General features: G+C 34.6%; 16 protein-coding genes and 1 pseudogene. 4 read left to right on the forward strand and 13 right to left on the reverse strand.

The genetic code is table 11. The annotated features are described in order from the left end of the window. A pseudogene (locus tag BLV86_RS14730) lies at positions 1 to 249 on the forward strand (IS110 family transposase); the annotation flags it as partial. Positions 250 to 367: 118 nt separating this feature from the next. Here BLV86_RS14730 and BLV86_RS14735 read toward each other — a convergent pair. From BLV86_RS14735 to BLV86_RS14740, 3 genes are all read right to left on the reverse strand, one after another. Beyond that, positions 368 to 2,137 (reverse strand): ATP-binding protein, encoded by a 1,770-nt coding sequence (locus BLV86_RS14735; protein WP_090819004.1) that lies wholly within the window; start codon positions 2,135 to 2,137, stop codon positions 368 to 370. Positions 2,138 to 2,444: 307 nt separating this feature from the next. Next, positions 2,445 to 2,609 carry a hypothetical protein gene (locus BLV86_RS17635; protein WP_175456580.1) on the reverse strand — a complete coding sequence of 55 codons (165 nt, stop codon included), beginning with the start codon at positions 2,607 to 2,609 and terminating at the stop codon, positions 2,445 to 2,447. Continuing rightward, entirely contained in the window at positions 2,575 to 3,030 is a 456-nt protein-coding gene (locus BLV86_RS14740; RefSeq protein ID WP_330386248.1) for a family 1 glycosylhydrolase, read from the reverse strand. The genes BLV86_RS17635 and BLV86_RS14740 overlap by 35 nt, the downstream gene beginning before the upstream one ends. A gap of 105 nt (positions 3,031 to 3,135) precedes the next feature. Between BLV86_RS14740 and BLV86_RS14745 the strand changes: the two genes are divergently transcribed. Then, positions 3,136 to 4,053, forward strand: a complete 918-nt coding sequence (locus BLV86_RS14745) for an HAD hydrolase family protein (protein ID WP_090819010.1) — start codon at positions 3,136 to 3,138, stop codon at positions 4,051 to 4,053. Positions 4,054 to 4,318: 265 nt separating this feature from the next. Here BLV86_RS14745 and BLV86_RS14750 read toward each other — a convergent pair whose 3' ends face one another. Next, on the reverse strand, positions 4,319 to 5,848 hold the full coding sequence (locus BLV86_RS14750) for a sulfatase-like hydrolase/transferase (protein WP_242873328.1): 1,530 nt from the start codon (positions 5,846 to 5,848) through the stop codon (positions 4,319 to 4,321). A gap of 420 nt (positions 5,849 to 6,268) precedes the next feature. Between BLV86_RS14750 and BLV86_RS14755 the strand changes: the two genes are divergently transcribed. Together BLV86_RS14755 and rsmA are read left to right on the forward strand one after the other, a co-directional pair. Then, positions 6,269 to 6,769, forward strand: a complete 501-nt coding sequence (locus tag BLV86_RS14755; RefSeq protein ID WP_090819017.1) for an HD domain-containing protein — start codon at positions 6,269 to 6,271, stop codon at positions 6,767 to 6,769. Position 6,770: 1 nt separating this feature from the next. Then, the gene (gene rsmA / locus BLV86_RS14760) at positions 6,771 to 7,631 is read left to right on the forward strand and encodes a 16S rRNA (adenine(1518)-N(6)/adenine(1519)-N(6))-dimethyltransferase RsmA (RefSeq protein ID WP_090819019.1); all 861 of its coding nucleotides are present in this window, start codon (positions 6,771 to 6,773) and stop codon (positions 7,629 to 7,631) included. A 112-nt stretch (positions 7,632 to 7,743) separates the two neighbouring features. On the opposite strand, the gene BLV86_RS14765 is transcribed toward rsmA, so the two are convergent. From BLV86_RS14765 to BLV86_RS14805, 9 genes are all read right to left on the reverse strand, one after another. Then, complete coding sequence (locus BLV86_RS14765) at positions 7,744 to 10,215, reverse strand: hypothetical protein (protein WP_090819021.1); 2,472 nt, start codon at positions 10,213 to 10,215, stop codon at positions 7,744 to 7,746. Beyond that, positions 10,212 to 10,712 (reverse strand): DUF4446 family protein, encoded by a 501-nt coding sequence (locus tag BLV86_RS14770; protein ID WP_090819024.1) that lies wholly within the window; start codon positions 10,710 to 10,712, stop codon positions 10,212 to 10,214. The genes BLV86_RS14765 and BLV86_RS14770 overlap by 4 nt, the downstream gene beginning before the upstream one ends. 100 nt (positions 10,713 to 10,812) lie before the next feature. Then, positions 10,813 to 11,982 (reverse strand): ParB/RepB/Spo0J family partition protein, encoded by a 1,170-nt coding sequence (locus BLV86_RS14775; RefSeq protein ID WP_242873329.1) that lies wholly within the window; start codon positions 11,980 to 11,982, stop codon positions 10,813 to 10,815. Next, positions 11,975 to 12,751 (reverse strand): ParA family protein, encoded by a 777-nt coding sequence (locus BLV86_RS14780; protein ID WP_031554682.1) that lies wholly within the window; start codon positions 12,749 to 12,751, stop codon positions 11,975 to 11,977. Before BLV86_RS14780 ends, BLV86_RS14775 begins: the two co-directional genes overlap by 8 nt. A 544-nt stretch (positions 12,752 to 13,295) precedes the next feature. Next, on the reverse strand, positions 13,296 to 14,042 hold the full coding sequence (rsmG, locus tag BLV86_RS14785) for a 16S rRNA (guanine(527)-N(7))-methyltransferase RsmG (protein WP_090819027.1): 747 nt from the start codon (positions 14,040 to 14,042) through the stop codon (positions 13,296 to 13,298). An 86-nt stretch (positions 14,043 to 14,128) separates the two neighbouring features. Further along, the gene (gene mnmG, locus BLV86_RS14790) at positions 14,129 to 16,030 is read right to left on the reverse strand and encodes a tRNA uridine-5-carboxymethylaminomethyl(34) synthesis enzyme MnmG (protein WP_090819030.1); all 1,902 of its coding nucleotides are present in this window, start codon (positions 16,028 to 16,030) and stop codon (positions 14,129 to 14,131) included. Positions 16,031 to 16,042: 12 nt separating this feature from the next. Beyond that, on the reverse strand, positions 16,043 to 17,416 hold the full coding sequence (mnmE, locus tag BLV86_RS14795) for a tRNA uridine-5-carboxymethylaminomethyl(34) synthesis GTPase MnmE (RefSeq protein ID WP_031554677.1): 1,374 nt from the start codon (positions 17,414 to 17,416) through the stop codon (positions 16,043 to 16,045). 237 nt (positions 17,417 to 17,653) lie between these two features. Continuing rightward, positions 17,654 to 18,691 (reverse strand): RNA-binding cell elongation regulator Jag/EloR, encoded by a 1,038-nt coding sequence (jag, locus tag BLV86_RS14800; RefSeq protein WP_044917179.1) that lies wholly within the window; start codon positions 18,689 to 18,691, stop codon positions 17,654 to 17,656. Positions 18,692 to 18,706: 15 nt separating this feature from the next. Beyond that, on the reverse strand, positions 18,707 to 20,035 hold the full coding sequence (locus BLV86_RS14805) for a YidC/Oxa1 family membrane protein insertase (RefSeq protein ID WP_242873330.1): 1,329 nt from the start codon (positions 20,033 to 20,035) through the stop codon (positions 18,707 to 18,709). Positions 20,036 to 20,043 lie beyond the last annotated feature (8 nt).

The raw sequence follows: 20,043 nt of genomic DNA on the forward strand, positions 1-20,043 counted from the left end.
TACAAATTCAAATATGAAAGCATAATGAAACGCCGTGGTAAGAAACGTGCTATCATTGCGATCGCCAGGATGATCCTTACAGCTGCCTATCAAATGCTGTCTACAGGCGAAGTATGGAATCCAACCGATCTTTACAAAATTGATATGCCAGAACCTCTCAAAGAAAAACAGAAGGAAAAGGCTATCAAACAAGCCATGAAACTCTTAATTGCCGAAGGAATACTAAAAGAATCCCCGATAGCTTCATGACATTATTCTAAATAATCAATATTATTGCTAAACGCTATTCTTTGGATAGCTTGTTTAAGTGCGCCAGTTTATGGCTGTCCTCTACTATCTTTCACACTACTATTCTAATTCCCCGCTATCAGAATTTATACTCATTTTTTAAGGCTTCAATGGCATTGAGATGAACTGTACCGTTATGTTCCTGCGTCACCGAATCCATAGTAAGCATGTACTTCGGATAATTATCTTTTATACTGTCAAGCGCAGCATACTCCTGACGCTCCATATATGGATCTGCTGTTGAGATAGCAAACTTGATATAACGATAACTTACCTTCACATCCCGTTCTTTTTCCTGATAAGAAGATACCTGATCATCTTCTGTCACCATCTCATCAGAAAAATTATAACTATCTGTCATCACCACATCTGAAGTATTGTAGCCGTTTATCTCCTCATCAGAAGACCTATAGCTGTCTGCCTCCATGGCATTTTCAAAGGCTTTGTCATCAACCTCAAACCTTTCAACAGTTTCAAGCTTATCCTTCTTCTCACTTACTTCTCCATAATTAGCATTTAAATATTGCTCAAGAACGTCTGCCAGGGAACCCGGTTCAGCTAATTCTGTTGATGTTCTAAACTCATCTGCTCTATCCCTGGTAACAAATGTCCTTCGGCTTACCGCAGCCATGGCGCGCTCTCTTGCCCTTGCATCAGCTTTTTCCTTGACCGCTCTAAGCCTCTCGGTAATACTGTTTTTAGTAACAACCTGAGCGATAACCTTGTTCCTTCCACCTTTACCGGAACCTGACGAAGCTGTACTGAGATCTTTCATAGACATATCGTCCTGCTGCTCTTCGTCAAAATCAACTATCTCAGAAAGAACAAAATCACACTCCCTCTTTCCGATTCGTCCTGTGGAGATGTTGTAATCCTTTGACTTAAGATACATGAAGATAACATTTTTCATGATCAGGCTGTAATCAATCTTTGAATCTGTCTTTTTTACAAAGTAAAAGCCCATATCTGTCAGATAATATTTCTGATCACCCTGAAGCTCTTTCTCGGTCTTGATATCAAACCTGTTGCAGCGATAAACCAGTTTGGCCTTCTCCATGATCTCCAGATATCTTTCCAGGGTTTCACGCTTTACAGGAATCTCTGCCTCATTTCTGAAATAGTCCGTAAGTTTGGTCATGCTGATGCTTTCGCCGAAGGTATCAATGATATAATCCTGCACTGTCTTGAAATATGACACATGTCGGATTTTTTCCATCTTTGCTATATCTTTTTTGAATATTTCTTCAAGAATTCCCGTTAGATATTTTCTTTTTTCCTGTAAATCGGAGCACTGAAGAATTTTAGGCATACCGCCGTCATGAACATAACGTGAGAATTCAAGGATAGGGTTTTCTTCTATCTTAAGATTCATAAAGTCCTTCATTCCTTCGTACTCAGAATAGGACAAGGGTAAAATTTCAAATACCTTGAAGCTGTCCCTGAACTTTGACTCAAAATCCTCACTCAGGATATACGAGCTGGAAGCAGAAAGGAATATTGAGCATCTGTCTTCCTGATAAAGAGAAAAGAGCAGTTCTTCGAATCCCTCCACCATCTGAATCTCATCAATAAAAAGATATATTATGCCCTCCCTTGACTTAATTAATCTTTCATTGATGACCCCGCGGAGTTTTTCTACATTTTTCACATTTTTAAACTCTTTTGCATCCAAATCGATATGAATGAGGTTAGCGGTTGAATTTCCCCTCCAACGGAGCTCATTCATGATCATCTCCATGATACATGATTTGCCGCTGCCCCTTATACCGGTAAGAATTTTTATCATTTTTTTGTCCTGATAATAGCCCCTGATTTTCTGCAGATAATTCTTTCTCTTGTATAACTTCATAGCTGTGCACCTCACCCTCCCTTGATCGAGCAGCTTCTTAATGGGGTAAAAATTAATTTACTGTTTATAAATATTATAATCTGATAAATTTTTTCAATCTATATTTAAAAAATGACGTTTTAGTCTGTTTTTATATATTTTTATTACGAAAAAAATTTTTACTGTTAAATTTTGCCATATAAACAAAAGAGGGCAAATTCCGTTTGATACAGTTTTTGCCCTCTTCATCGTTTTATTTCATTTTTTTCTGTATTATTTTTATCCTCTTATGGATAATAAGCTCTGGTCTGCAACAGGGTAGTTTTAATTATGCATTAACCTTCTGACCGCTCTTTACATTTCCGCTTGTCATGAAAGTTATCTTATCGTCATCATTTACCTCTGTTATAACTGTAAAGGTCTGCAGTGAACATCCGGCGCTCTTTACCTCATCCATGTCAACCTTGATAACAGGCTCTCCGGCTCTTACCACGTCTCCCGGCTTCTTCCATTCTCTTCCAAGCCCATACCGGATAACTTCCTCTCGCCTGTACATCTATGAAGAAGTAGTTGTCTCTGTCCTTCTGGAAACCGTCCCAGATATCCTCAGGATTCGGGCTGTATGGATAGAACTGACCGGCTGCCAGCATGCATCCGATTTTACCCCCCGGAATCATCTCATGTGCAAGCTTAACCGGTTTGGCACTTGCCAAAAGTTCATGGTGTGCGGCATTGTACAGAACAGTCTGTCTATCTTCACCCTCTTTAAAGAAGATTCCCGCTCCCATAAAGGACATATGGAGAAGCATATTTATCTCATTAAAGGTGATCCAGTACTTAACAAGATTCTTATAGAGGGTAAAAATCGCGGTACAATATTTCATATAAGTTTCTGTTGTAAAATGTCGATCCATAACAGCTGTTTTCATGCTAATATTGAATATGTTTAATACGTATTATTATGTTTCACATATAGTTTACGTATTACGTACTAATACACATACAGGAATACACCTAATATGATCAAGATTATATTTTTTGATATCGACGGTACTCTGAGACCTTTTGAAACAGGCAATATACCTGAAACAACCATAGCTGCCATCAAAAGGGCCAATGAGGCTGGCATCATTACTGCCATTGCCACAGGCCGTCACTGGATGGAATTAAAGAATGAAAATCTCATAAAAGGAATGCGCTTTGATGCATTTGTTACCCTGGATGGGGAATATTGCTATGTTCTTGATAAGGAAATTGTTGACAAGGCTATATCACTGGATGAACATTCACATCACACAGAGGAATATGTATTTAATCTTTCCGATGTCACCGAACCTTTCTGCTATTTTGATCCTCTGAACGGAACCTGCGTTCAGAAGATAGAAATTCCAAAGGATCAGGTTCAGATTGTCTTTGATTATTGCAGCAAAAACCATTTTTCCTGCCTTGTTGAAGAAGAGCGTTCCATCTATGCCAATTTCATCTCTGATGAGCTTATGAAGACCTTATATGAGATTAAAAGCGGTACTCCGCCGGTTGTGGATTTTTCCCGTGCCGGTGATAATCCTGTTTTTATGCTGATTCCTGTAATGGATTACGATAATTCCATAAAAATGAAGGACCATCTTACCGGATGTGAGATGGTAAGATGGTCCGACGGACTTAGTTTCGATCTGACTAAGAAGGGAATAACCAAAGTTTCCGGCATCGATTCGATCCTTCGTCATTATAATTTTTCTTTAGATGAAGCAGCCGCTGTGGGAGACGGATGGAATGATATCGGCATGCTGGAGCATTGTCACATAGGAATTGCCATGGGTAATGCCAAGGACGAATGTAAAGCTGTTGCTGACTATATCTGTCCTTCTATCTTTGATGATGGTCTGGCTGATGCGGTGGACTACATCATAAACTATAACCGTAATCATCCGGCTTGATCCATCTGAAAGTACTCATCTTTTCATTAATCTAAATCGTCTAAAAGTGCTATAGGCTTAGATTTTCATCAGGCAGAACAATCTCTAATGGCTCTTACAACACACAATTAATTACAAAAACCACAAACCCACCCGCATACCGGGTGGGTTTGTGTTCCACGTGCTTGATAGTTTTTCTATCTCAAAGCTTGAAGCAGCACGTGGTCATGACCTATAAAATCAAGAAAAGTCAGACAATACCGTCTGACTTTTCTTGATGAAATTTCTATTTGTTTTCTGCCTCCGACTCTTTTGCAGCTTTTTCTTTCTCTTTGAGCTCTTTCGCTTCCTTTGATTCAATGGCCGCACCTTTATCTATTTGACCAAGCTTTATCATCAGATCTGATTTCTTTTCCAGCTCTTCTTTTTCATATTCCCTGCCATATTTTTCCGACAGGGTTTCCTTATCAGAGAAGAGATTCGTTCCAAGTCCTAATCTGTCCCCTTCTATTTCCACACCTAATGCACCCAAAGTAGTTGGAAAATCATCAAAGGTGGTATAGTCTCTCTTTGCTTTTATTTCGGGTTCTTTTGGAGCATTTATAAATGCAGTGTATACCTTCCGGACGTATTCCTTGTCTACCTCATTACAGAAATCGTGATCCATGGTGGGATGGTCACCGGTTATAACTATTGTTGTATTTTCATACCAGTCCTGGGTTTTACACCAGTTAAGAAAACTTTCCACCTGCTTTGATGCACAGTTATAGACATTTGAATACTGGTCATCAAAATTGTCCGGGCATATTTCGCAAACATAACCATCCGGAAAATGTGTATCAACTGTAAGTAATGTCACATTAAAAGGATCTCCGGTTTTTGAGAGCTTCGTAAGCTCTTCCTTTGCATACTCATAAAGCTTTTTGTCTTCAAATCCCCAGTTAACCCAGTAATCTTTCGGAAATTTATTCTGCTTTTTCCAGTAACTGAAATCTTTTATCTCATAGTTTCCATGGCTTTGAAAATATAGCTTTCTGCCTCCAAAGTAGCCTACAGAGCCAAGAAGCAGTTCCTGTTTGTAACCTTCTTTATCCAGGATATCTCCAAGGGTTATAATCCCTGGAAAAAATGTTTTCTGGGTGTCCATGGCATTTTTATCTATGGATATTTTTAATGGCAATCCGGAAGTCTGTGCAAACATGGCTCCCATAGTCCAGGTTGATCCGGGCATGGAATAGCCTCCGTTTAGAGTTTCGTCTCCTGAAAAATCCTCATTATCCACAGCTATCCTGGTCAGTTCGGGAATAGTGTTTTCCTTAAATGCTCCACCATGTTTACTGTCAGCAAAGGTTATTTCCGTAGATTCCAGATAGATGTATATAAGGTTTCTTTTCTTTTCCGGAAATCCTAATCTAACAGTATTCGGATCAACATAATTATCATCTATGAATTCTGACTTCTTAAATTGTGATGCTAGATAATTGCCGAGTTTAAGGTCATCCCAGGCGTTCAACACTGTAAATCCTGTTGTGAACAGAGCTCCTGTAAATGCAAAAATCAGCGCGTATCCATATTTTCTGTTTTTTCTGAAAACAAAGAATATTCCGATAAAAAACAGGGAAACCAGAGCTGCTGGTACTGTGCAATGTAATATGTATTCATTCAGCATCGCAGTACTTGTTCCCTGAAGCGGAGCAACCATATGATAAATGATCTCGTCTACAGTAAGCTCCGACCATGTGGCCATAAGCCATTTAACACTGAACATCAAAAGCATTGACAGAAATACCAGGATCACTGCCAAAATAGTTTCCACATCCGTTACCAGATTTTTGTGGTTTTTGTAAAATTTTTCCATAATCAAATATAGGTAACACGCTGCTTTAATGTGTTATCTTTATTTGCCTCCCCTACTAATTAAAAATCCTTTCTCATATATATTCTTTAAGTTTAATTTTATTTATTTATTGCATCAATGTACATTTTTTCTAAATAATCATCCTTAAAAGTCGTTTTTTTTAATTAACGTACCATTATCTGTTTCATTTTCCTTAAATGTATGTGCTTTAATCCACGTTTGTGTAAATTTTTTATTAATACAGTTGATTTAATATTTTTCATACTCTATATTTTGACTTGAACATATAGTTCCGAAATTATTATCAGAATATATGTTCATGTAAATACTTAGCTTTTTATTATTTTGCATGATCCTTATGTAAACCGGTATGATATTATGAATTTATCTTTTAAAGAATATATGTTTGCCGAAAAACATAATTATATTACCCACAATAACAAATACGACAAGCTTAGACAGGTTCCACGTCATGGATGCACCAATACATTTGATCATTCAGTAAGAGTAGCTTTTCTTTCAAGCAGACTTGCAAGGCTGGTAGGTGTTGATTCTGATAGTGCCGCAAAAGTTGGACTTCTTCATGATTTCTGTCTTGTGGACTATCATAAGGATGATAAGCATGTTCATAACGGTCGATGGTATTGCTTTTATCATCCGGAGGATGCCGTTATAAATTCTGAAAATGAAGGTTTTCTCCTTTCTGATTTAGAGAAAAAAGCTATTTGGAGTCATATGTTTCCTTTAGCTACTTCTATCCCTACCTCCAGGCTTGGATACGTTTTAACCATAAGTGATAAAATAATCGCTGCACAGGAATCATTTGTCAGTGCAGCTGAAGGATTTAAGAAACTAAAATATAGTACACGTAAAGGATAATATGAATAAACTAATCAATCCCCAGGAGACAATTAAAATCATTCAAAGCAATGATTTTAAATTTCAAAAAAAATTTGGTCAGAATTTCCTGATTGATGAGAATGTTCTTTCTAAAATCATTACCAGTTCTGACATAACAAAAGATGATTGCGTTCTGGAAATCGGTCCGGGTATCGGAACCATGACTCAGGCCCTTGCTGAAGCGGCAGGTCATGTAATCGCAGTAGAAATCGATTCAAATCTTATTCCAATACTAAATGAGACATTAAAGGACTATAACAATGTCACTATAATCCATTCTGATGTGTTAAAGCTGGATCTTAATGATCTCATCTCGACCTATAATAATGGAAATCCCATAAAGGTAGTTGCAAACCTGCCATATTACATTACAACTCCAATCATAATGGGTCTTTTTGAAAGTAAGGCTCCTCTCCGGTCCATAACTGTGATGGTTCAGAAGGAAGTTGCAGATCGAATGCAATCCGGTCCCGGTACAAAAGATTACGGTGCTTTATCTTTGGCCGTTCAGTACTATTCCGCTCCTTCCATTGTGCAGCTTGTTCCACCTAACTGTTTTATTCCAAGGCCTAATGTGGGGTCTGCTGTAATCCTTCTGACCAAGCATACGGTTCCACCGGTTGAAACAAGAGATGAAGCATTTATGTTTTCTTTGATTAAATCTGCTTTTGGTCAGCGTCGTAAAACATTACAAAATTCTTTGCTTTCCGGTTCTGATATCTCTAAAGACCTGACGATCAGAGCATTAAATGAAATGGGTTTAAGCGAAACCCTAAGGGGTGAAGCTTTATCGCTGGAGCAGTTTGCCACACTTTCAAATCTTCTTTTATCTTACAAATAATAAAAAACATCTATGAATTGTGTACTTTAACAATTCATAGATGTTTTTTTCATGCGTAAACACTATTTAACAATGATAATTTTAGGAGACCCATTTTTATTGATGTTTAATTTCATGGCAATATTGCTATAAATCGATTTCTGTTGGATTCAAATAACTTTTCAGCATCGTCCCTTCCCATTACAGTTTGAGAGTTTCCATTAATATCCGTCAAAGTTATATTCCGCTGATCATAAGCTGTAATATAATTTATTTCATCATTTTTATAAGCAATTAGCGGATAACCCTTATTCAGATAATACAGGGCTGAAATCATATCCATTCCTGTTGCATTAAGAACTGTATACTCATCAATTTTCTGTATGGCCTCTTTTACGTTTGCATTTGCAAGCAACTGTGAGATTTCCGTTATTTTATCACTTGCCTTATTAATCTTTACTATAGCGCTCTTATCTGCCCTGTTCCAGATAATATCTCCGTCCTCATTTATTACATATCCATAATCATCATGGACTTTTCGATAAGCGTCTCTTAAAGTTCTTTCCTTACCTCTGTAATGTCCCAAAGAGTATGCATAGAAAACGTGGTTTTTTTCTGAGGCCTCTGATATATTCAACTCTATATTTGAGGCCCTTTCTATTGAATAGTTTTTCGCCGTCTGATATTTTACCTCTTTAGCTCCTATATCATTTATTTCGATATATTTTACTTTTCCATACTTGCCTGAATTTGTCGTTCCCAATACTTCTGATTCTTCATTTGTATTCTTATTCGAGATAATGGTTTCACTTTTTACGAATCTATAGTTTCCGTTTACACTATTTTCAATTTCATCAAATTTTATTCTGATTCCATCTACAAATATATTGGTGAAATAAAGACCCTCTTTTTTATATTCCGTCTTCTCATTTGTTTCAGCATCTGTAATATGTATAGCGCTTACCGGAATATCACTGTCATAAGTAAAACTCTCTGCATTTCCCTCATCAATTTCTCCATATATCAGATCATCCTGATTGAATCCTAAAACCCTGATGTATGAATCATTTTTTAATATATCGATCTTTATATTATTTTCCAGATCAATATGTGTTATCTTCCTGGAATGGTATATATCTTCTTCCTTTGGATCCTGGTATGCTACATAACGCTGACTTTCTGAACTTGCAAATTCTATATCATTCAGTCCCGATTCAACCATAAATACTTCAAAACTATTTGTATCTATACCAAAGATATTTCCCTTGTAATACATATATAGTCTTTTATCCTTTGTAAGATATGCCAATCGGTTGACATTATTCTTGATAACCTCATAAGACTCAGCTAAAGGTATAATGAAGTTTTCAATAACTGTTTCTTTAGCATAATCATAGGTGTAATAGACTATTCCCGTTTTTCCTTCATGTTGTCCTCTGTTAATGTATCCATATAAGAGAAAATTTACATTTCCGTTTTCTTCCATAGATAGTATTTTTATATCATGTTTATCGTAATTTTGCCTAAGACTGTCATTTGTTCTTAGAGTAAATATTTCAGTAGCTTTTGGATTCTTTCCCTGTTCATATATCCATAAATCTTTATTTGATTTAAATGCTATATAATCCTTATTCTCTGATGTTACAACTGAAATATCCTCATCATTCCCTATACCAAGTATGAGCTTCTTGTTTTTGGCAGAATCTGATTTTTTGTTATATACTTCATGAGTCTTTCGATCAAAATCCATTATATATATTCTGCTAGGATCATATCTTAGAACATAATTATCTTCATTATCAAATACTGTTTTTTCTCCCTCATCTTCCATTTCAGATTCATATTGTATCTGGATTTCCGACATTAACCCATCATATTCTTTTAATGTTACATAATACTGACCGGATAATTTCATATCTGTGTCACTCCAGGTTATCTGGTTAAAACTATTATGTAAATCTATATGAGCAAGAGTATTATTGTCAGCTATGTTGTTTGATTCAAGGTATGTTGAAAGATTCTTTGCTTCATTCTTATCAAATGTACATAGTGTAAATCCAATAGCTATGTCTTCTAACTCTTTGGTATGATCTTTATCCGTCCACAGTATTCTTGTATAGTAGTTTAATGTTTTCTCACCTGTATCCAGAATTACCTTCAGCAAATATTGCTGATCCTTTTTAATAAGGTTCTGAATGGGAACAATGATACTGGTATTATTACCATCTTTATCTATGCTTTTAATGTCACCTTTTTCTATTAATTGTTCCAGATTCAATGATCTTATCTCGTATTTAGCAGAAATTGCTGTATGATCATATTCCCAAATATTAAGCTTAAGCTGTCTGTCTTCAGGAAGTATTGTAATCATATCTCTTACTGCTTTATTTCCCATATCTTGAATATATGCATGCATTGGATTGATAATGTATCCATTAGTTTCTACATACAAAACCGGAAGTTTTGATTCATCAAGTGTGCTATAGACTTCTATAGCATGTTCCATAGATTTGAATGAAATAAAGAAATAAACAAGAAGAGCAGCAATGAATATGCCGCTCATAAATAATGTTCTTTTTATTAAATTTATAGTATGTTTCTTCACTGTTGTTTCTCTCTATATCCTAATGCCTGTTCAAGCGCCAGTTTTTCCTCGGATCCTAACTCCACTTCAGTTGTACCTGCGTCTACATCCTTTATATATAAAAAACAACCTTCCCTTGAATGTACTGAGTTAATTACAAATCCTGTATTTGTATAATCCAGCAATGCCACTGCAAAAGACATATTTCCGCCTAAACCGCCAAATGCATTATATTTTATCAGACCGAATTTCTGAAATGATGCTCTTATATTTTTATTGAGAATACGCATTACTTCCTTATTCTTCTGGTCTTCAATTTCCAGGTTTTCAACATGTCGCTGTAATTCTACAAAATAATCTTCTAATGTTTCCGCATCCTTTCCCCTCATGAAGTAATCATATTGTTTATACAGCTTTGTGTACTTAACATTGGCTCTTACCGCAATAATCAAAGCCAGAATACCTACAAAGAGTCCCCCCGCTGCTATTGCGATAAGAACTATATTCAAATCAAACATTTTAACCTCCATGAGTCAGACACATTTCCACTTATTAAAGATTTATATCTGACCCACCAATATTGCCTGAAAGTTTACTTTCAAACTTTTCTCTCATTAATCAATCTTCTCTTGATGAATTTAAAATCATATAAAGTCTGTCCAATTCATCCTGAGAATAATATTCAATTTCCAATTTGCCCTTATCCTTATTTTTTGGAACGATATTTACCTTAGTTCCAAGTTTTGCTTTCATCTTCTTCTCAAGGTCTTTATATAATATCTTTAATCTCTTAAGTTCTTCTGCTTCCGGAGATTCATTCCTACTCTTATTTTCTTTAGATAGCTTATCAAGCTTAACAAGTCTTTCTATCTCTCTAACTGAAAGATTTTCAGCTGCACATTTATCCGCAATCTTCTTTCTCAGTTCACGATCGTCTATTACAAGTAATGCACGTGCATGTCCTTGTGTTATCCTTCCATCTCTGAGCATTTCAAGAATATCTTCATCAAGCTTCAGCAATCTCAGACTGTTAGTTATGGTAGATCTGTTCTTAGATACTTTTTTTGCAACCTCTTCCTGTGTAAGGTTGAAATCTTCTATCAGTGACTGGTATGCTAATGCTTCTTCAACCGGATTCAGGTCTTCTCTCTGAATATTTTCAATGATAGACATTTCTCTGCTGGTTCTATCATCAACATTCTTAATTACTACCGGGATTTCTTTGAGACCAGCCATCCTGGCCGCTCTCCATCTTCTTTCACCTGTAATTATCTCATAAAAAGCGCCGTTTTCTTTTACTACAATTGGCTCGATGACACCATATTCTTTTATATTGTCAGCCAATTCCTTAAGCTTTTCTTCGTCAAAATACTTTCTTGGCTGATTCTTATCAGGCTGTATTCTGCTCAGTTTAATTGAGAATGCACCGATATTTTCATTGTTCTCATTTATCGAATTTTCATTCTGATAATCACTAGTGTTTTCTTCAGAAAAATCTATTTCCTCTACAATGATATCTTCTTTTTCATTTGATTCCGGAGTTACGATATCTGTTTTAGCATTTATTTCTGAAATTACAGTATCCGGTTTTTCATCCATTTCTTGAGTTATAGTATCTATATTTTCATCTATTTCAGAAGTTACAGTATCTGTTTTTTCTCTTTCATTTTTTTCCGCTACTGTTTCTGCTACTGTTTTGTATGTCTTGTGTTTTTTTTCTGTATTTAACTGTGTATTTCCAAATATCGCATTCAGACCTTTTCCAAGACCTCTTTCCTGTTTAGCCATATATTTCGTCTCCCTTACTCATTACTTCCGCTGCAAGTTTTCTGTAACTGTCGGCTCCTGTAGAGGATGATTCATACAATGTAATCGGTAATCCATGACTTGGTGCCTCTGCTAATCGCACATTTCTTGGGATTAACGTTTCATATATATTTCCATTATAGTTTTCTTGTACAGTCTCAACGACCTGCTGTGATAACTTATTTCTTCCGTCATACATTGTGAATACAATTCCTTCGACAACGAGATCCTTATTTAATCCCTGCTGTACGATGCTAATTGTATTTAATACCTGATTTAATCCTTCCAGTGCGTAATACTCACATTGTATAGGAATTATTACTGAATTAGCTGCTGTTAAAGCATTTACTGTAATAGTTCCTAAGCTTGGAGGGCAATCTATGATAATGTAATCATACTTATTTTTATATGGTGTAAGAAGATTTTTAAGAATCAAATTTTTATCTTCCTGTGAAACAAACTCTATATCTGCTGCAGCCAGGTTCATATCTGATGGTATCAGATCCAAATTGTCTATTACATCAACCAGTATTGCTTCATCCATTGAGCATTCATCTGTTAATACACTATATATTGTATTTTCAGCTTCATCTAACTCAATGCCGAATCCACTTGTAGCATTTCCCTGTGGATCAAAGTCCAGTAGTAATATCTTTTGATTTGCTTCAGCAAGTGATGCTGCTAAGTTAATAGCGGTTGTGGTTTTTCCTACTCCGCCCTTCTGATTTGTAATTGCGATTATTCTACCCATAACTCTCCCTACCTGTTATTTTATTTCTTTAATGATATTTCATGTAATTATATATAATTTGAGTTAAATAATTGATGATTTTATATTTGATTTATATTCTTTTAATTGATTTTTTATATAGAATGTTTCACGTGAAACATCAGAAAAGTAAATTTAAGATATATGTTTAGTACCGATATTTTACTTCAACATCTAAGTAGTGTCAAATTGTATTATCATACAGACTTTGATTTTTTAACTAAATACAATACAGATTCAATATACATAAATAACGGGGATTGATACACAGATTCTTAAACATTTTCAATTATTTCTAGGGCAATCACCCTAATAGAATACAGTTTAAACCTACATAGAAGAGAGTTTTAACACGAATAGAAGAATTTTTTCACACGAATAGAGGATGATTTAACACAAATAGAGAATGCTTTTGTGTGCCACGTAACTGATCTTTTTTCATCCGACAAAACTTATAACAGCGTACGACACGTGGTCACTACCTGAAATATAAAAATCTCTGTAGAATTAACTACAGAGATTTATTTTATAAAGGATCTTTAGATGGAACTCCTGCTTTTCTTGGATAGTTCTTTGGAGTTTTGGAAACTTTCTTTATTACTATAATAGACCTGTCTGTAACATCATCTGTTAATTTAAATGAGTTTATACCATCTATTTCTCCACCCAGAATTCTAATTGCTTTAGCTGCTAATTTAAGTTCCTCATCAATTTTACCGGATTTATAGGATATAAAATATCCATTTTTCTTTACAAACGGCAGATCATATTCAGACAGAGTAGATAAATTAGCCACTGCCCTGGAAGTTGAAAAATCAAATTTTTCTCTATAAATATCATTATGTGCCAAATCCTCAGCTCTTCCATGAACTAGATTAATATCCTTTAAATCAAGTGTATTAATTACTTCATCTAAAAATTTTAACCTTTTATTTAAAGAGTCAGATAAAACGATTTTTAATTCAGGAAATACTATTTTTAGTACAAGTCCCGGAAAACCAGCTCCGGTACCTACATCTATCATTGATTTATTGTCAAAAAAATTATAATCTACAACCTTACCATCAATCTTTAAATTGAAGATACTCATAGAATCTATAAAATGTTTTACAACTACATCATGTTCTTCTGTAATTGCAGTAAGATTCATTACTTTATTTTTTTCAACTAACATCACATAGAACTTATATAACTGATCGATTTGAAGATCATTAAGTTTAATATTTAGTTTCTTAGTATTAAAGTTGATATCTGTTAAAAAAGAATCTGTCATATTTCCTCCTTAATTTAAATAAGACATTATCCTCCAAAAGTGTTTCACGTGAAACATTTTGGAGGATAGAATAATAAAATATAATTTTAAGCTTTATCTTTCTTATAAGATTCAATATATATAAGAAGAACACTAATATCTGCTGGACTTACTCCACTGATTCTGCTTGCCATTCCTATATTTTCAGGTTTAATTTTTGAAAGCTTTTGTCGAGCCTCTAAACGTAAATTTTTGATTTCATTATAATCTATATCTAACGGAATTCGTTTACTCTCTAAACGTTTAAATCCCTCAACCTGAGATAGTTGTCTTTTAATATATCCTTCATATTTAATTTCGATACCAACCTCTTCTCTTACCAAATAAGGTAATGATGGACGATTAACATCTATTTCTTTTAACAGTTCATAATCAAGCTCAGGTCTTTTAATAAGATCCGCAAGAGACGCTCCGGAATTAAGAGCATTAGAATGGTTTTTAATCAAAAATTCATTTACATAATCACTGTTACTTACATATGTATTTTTAAGTCGATCTATTTCGTTATTAATAAGATCAATTTTATTTAATGTTTTCTGATACTCTTCGTCTGTGATAAGACCAATGTCATGTCCTATCTTTCTTAATCGTAAGTCGGCATTATCTTGTCTTAACAATAATCTATATTCAGAACGGCTTGTCATCATTCTATATGGTTCAAAATTTTCCTTTGTAACCAAATCATCAATAAGAACACCAATATATGCCTGAGATCTATCAAGTATAATAGCTGGTCTATTTAACAGCTTCATTGATGCATTTATTCCTGCCATAAGACCCTGAACAGCTGCTTCCTCGTATCCGGAAGAACCATTAAACTGACCGGCCGCAAATAATCCATTAATATTCATAAATTCAAGAGAAGATTTAAGCTGTGTAGAATCGATACAATCATATTCTATTGCATAAGCATTCCTTACAATATGTACATTTTCAAACCCTTCCATTGAATGATACATATCATATTGAACATCTTCAGGCATAGAACTTGACATTCCGCTTAAATACATCTCATTTGTATATAGTCCCTCAGGCTCAATGAATATCTGATGTCTGTCTTTTTCAGGAAATTTCATGACCTTATCTTCAATAGAAGGACAATATCTGGGTCCGACACCTTCAATTGAACCATTGTACATAGGTGATCGATCAATATTATTTCTTATAATATTATGTGTATTCTCATTGGTATAAACTAGCCAGCAATCAACCTGTTCTTTTTGAATTGATTCAAAATCAGAAGAAAAAGAAAAAGGTATAATTGGTACATCACCTTTCTGAACTTCAAATTTTGAAAAATCCAAGGTACGTTTATCGACTCTGGCAGGTGTTCCGGTTTTAAAACGAAACATACGTACGCTATTATTGATCAAAGAATCGGTCAGTTTAGTAGCAGATCTTAACCCATTAGGACCGGTGTATTCTATTAAATCTCCTGTTAAACATCTGGAATTAAGATATACGCCGGTACAAAGAATTACAGATTTACCCTTATAAACAGCACCGGATGTTGTTTTTACCCCCGTTACTTTTTTGGAACCATCATCTAAATCGATAGTAAGTACCTCTGATACCTCAGCCTGCCTGATTGTAAGATGTTCCTGATTCTCCAGAGTCTTTCGCATCTCCCTTGTATAAGCCTGTTTATCAGCCTGTGCTCTCAAACTATGTACTGCAGGCCCCTTTGATTTATTTAGCATTTTTGACTGGATAAAAGTTTTATCAATATTTTTACCCATTTCTCCGCCCAAAGCATCAAGTTCTCTGACTAAATGGCCTTTAGAACTACCCCCTATATTTGGATTACAAGGCATCAGGGCAATACTGTCAACACTGACGGTAAAAACAATAGTTTCCAAACCAAGCCTTGAACAGGCAAGAGCTGCTTCGCAACCGGCATGTCCTGCACCAACAACAACTACATCATATGATTCTTCAACAAACGCCATAAAAAACCTCTCTTACTTACCCATACAGAATTTAGAAAAGATTTCATTTATAAGATCTTCCGAAACTTCCTCACCTAAAATATATCCCAACTCTTCATAAGCATGCAAAAGATCAATGGTGAAAAAATCTTCAGGCAATCCAAGGTTAATTGAATTTAAAACTTCATTTAAAGAACCTTCTGCATTAATCAGACAATTTTTATGTCTGACATTTGTAATCAGCATCTGGTCATTAAAACTTATAGAATTGCTAAAAAAGAGTTCATGGATTTCAGACTCCAGTTTATCAATACCTACAGAAGTCTTCGCACTGAAAGGTATTACTTTTTTACCGGTAAGTTCCTCTAATTCTTTTTGATCAATTATTTGTATTAAATCCGTCTTATTTAACAGTACTATACATTTACGATCTCTTATTTTATCTATAATTTTATAATCAGATACATCCAATCTTATTGAGGAATCTACCACATAGATAATTAAATCTGCATTATTGGCAGCTTCCAGTGCTCTTTCAACACCAATTTTTTCAACAGTATCCTCTGTATCTCTGATTCCCGCAGTATCAATGATAGTTAAACTTACACCCTTAAGATTTATGTGTTCTTCCAAAGTATCGCGGGTGGTTCCTGCTACATCAGTAACAATAGCTCTGTCAGATCCTACCAGTGAATTAAGCAATGAAGATTTACCGGCATTAGGCTTCCCAAGAATTACAGTTTTTATGCCCTCTTTCAACATCTTTCCATCATCAGCAGAACTTATCATATATAAAAGATCATTTTTGATAGATGTAATATGATTAGATAAAGTTCCAGTAAACCCACTGATATCAATATGTTCAGGATCATCGAGACCTGCTTCAATGTAAGCAAGGTCTTCAAGTATTTGAGCCCTGTATTTTTTGATATTATCAGAAACTGAACCTCTTAACTGATTTATAGAGGCTTTTAATGCAAATTCATTTTCAGAACTAATTATGTCACCTACTGCTTCAGCTTCCGAGAGATCAATACGACCATTTAAAAATGCTCTTTTGGTAAATTCTCCGGGTTCTGCTAAACGACAGCCATTTTTTATTGCAACATCAATGATTTTTTTCATCATTAACACACCACCATGGCAATCAATTTCAACAGTATCTTCACCTGTATAAGATTTAGGTCCCAGCATAGTTATCACAAGAACTTCATCAAGAGGATCATTGTCTGAATAAACAAATCCGTATTTAACCTGATGTGATTTTGAAATATCAACCGGCTTCCCACTTTTGGACCTGATAAACTTTGAAGCAATTTGTACTGATTCCGAACCACTTATACGTATGATACCTATTCCTGATTCAACAGCAGCTGTTGCAAGTGCACAAATTGTATCATTAAACATTTATTTCTCCTCAATAATCAAAAGATTATATCTTACTATTTCAGATTTACTGTTACAGATTTAATTGGATCCTGGAAAAAGGATAGACTATCCACATTAAAAACTTCAATAATTCTAATTGTAGAATATGTTATTTTCAAGTTTTAATCGATATATAAAACAAAAAAATAACCCTTGGCGAATAAAACGCTAAGGGTTATCCACAAAACTACCAAGATTCAATGTTAAAATGTGGAATTAACTATTCTCAGTATTGTCATTTCCAACATTTCCGTTACTATTCTCTCTTCTTGATTCTTTCTTATAATAAGAATTGTCTCTTGAATAATTCTTCCTATCTCTTTTTTTCATATAGATGATTACATGTCTGAATGGTTCCTCACCTTCTGACTTTGTTGTAACAAATCTATCATTCTGTAAAGCACTGTGAATAATACGTCTCTCATAAGGATTCATAGGCTCAAGAGATACAGCTTTGTGATTTCTTCTTACTTTATAAGCTATATTTTTAGCAAGATTTCGTAAAGTAGCCTCTCTTCTTGATCTGTAATCTTCAGTATCAAGTTTTATACGAATGTAATCTTCCTTATGATTTTTATTAACAACCAAAGAAGTTAAATACTGAAGGGAATCAAGTGTCTGTCCTCTCTTACCTATCAATACTCCCATATCAGAACCTTCAAGGTTGATGAGCAATTCATTTATCTCATGATTAAAATGAGATTTTGGATTAACATCCATATTCATGCCGTTTAAAACACTGACGATAAATGATTCAGCATCTTTAATAGCTGCATTTGCTTCTTCCTCTGAAATTGGCTTGATCTCATGCTGTTTTTTTGTTTCAACACTTGATTCAGAATCCACAGACATATTAGAAAAATCTCTTTTATCATGTCTACGAGACTTTTTATCCTTATCAGACTTGTAAGATTTCTCTTTCTTATTAAACTCTGAACTTTCAGTTTTTGTCTCTTCGATTTTATCAGAAACAACTGTTTCTTTTTTAGTGTTTAGATCATTCTTTTCAGATACTGAAGAATTGGATCTGATTTTATCAATATCCTTTTCAATATTTGCTAAATCATTTTGTTCATTTGTTTCTTTAACAGAAGCCTCAATGATCCAGGGTTTTGCTCCTATTCCAAACAGACCTGCTTTTCCTTCAACTACAACATTATAGTTTAATCTGTCAGATGTAATTCCAAGCTGTATCAGGGCTTTTGTTATAGCTTCATCTTTAGTTTTAGCTGAAACTCTTATACTATTATTCATAATATCCCTCGTTATTTACTTCTTATCACTTTTTTCATTCTTTTCATTATAAAGCTGAACCATATTTGCTTTTGAAGCTAAAGATCCGGGCTTTGCGTTCTTATTATAATAATCAGTAGATTCCTTAGTTTTATAATTCTGCTTTGCTATAACTTCCAAACGATTATTCTCTGAAGTTTCAGCTTTGTCTTTAGCAGCCAAAATACGATTTTCAACAGATTTTTCATCAATTGGAGCTAGTCCCTTTTTTGCACGTTTAGCATTTGCAGCAGCAATCTGCTTTTCGATCATTTCTTTATCTGAAATCTTACTGAAATAATTATTCAAAAGTAACTGCTGAATGATCATAACGCCTGAAGATGCACACCAGTAAAGACCGATACCTGATGCAAAAGAAAAACAGAACCAAACTGACATAAGAGGCATGGTCAAATTCATACTCTTCATCATCTGCGCAGACTGATCATTTCCATCAGCTAAGGCCTTATTGGAACTTGACATAAGTTTTGTACTTAAATACTGGAATACACCTGCCAAAATAGGAATTATCCAATAAACATTAGGTACCAAACCCATTGAACTTGGAGCTGTAGAAAGATTGATTCCTAAAAAGTTATTAATACGTTCTGCATCAGCTGAAGCTTTTTCTATAACCTGAGATGCATCAGGAAATACAGAAGCAAGATTACTCCACTGAGTAGGATTTAATTTATAAAGAAAATCGACAATAAAATTTGAAACCTGTTCAGAAGAATAGCTTGCATTCTCTTCAATACCAAGATTATGCAATTGCTTAAGTATAGCAGTAAGATTATTGTTATTGCCAAATTCTACAAGCTTCTGAGCTGCAGAATCACCGCCTATTGCGTTCAAAACATTAGAATAAATTTTGTAAACAGAAGGAACATAGGCAGGTATGTTCATAATAATACGATAAAGTGCAAAAATAACCGGCATCTGAAGTAAAAGAGGAAGGCATCCACCGGTCATGGATGTACCGTACTTCTCATACAATGCCTTCATTTCAGCCTGCTGTGCCATCATAGATGCATTATCAGTTTTATTTTTATACTTTTCCTGAATTGCTTTCATTTCAGGCTGCATCAGCTGCATCATTCGTGAAGATTTCTGCTGACGAAAACTGGTGGGGAAAAGTATTATTCTCATTACAATTGTAAATATAATGATTGAAAGTCCGATATTTCCGATACCTAAACTCTCGAGAGTATTATAGATAACATTCATGATCATCCCGAGAATTTCAACTATAACATTCCAAATACTGCCAAGTATCGGAAGACTTGAAGTATTTTTAGTTAATAATACTAAGTAAAAACTATCCAAGGATTTAC

Origin of the sequence: Oribacterium sp. KHPX15, from assembly GCF_900107835.1 — a bacterium.
Lineage (GTDB): Bacteria > Bacillota > Clostridia > Lachnospirales > Lachnospiraceae > Oribacterium.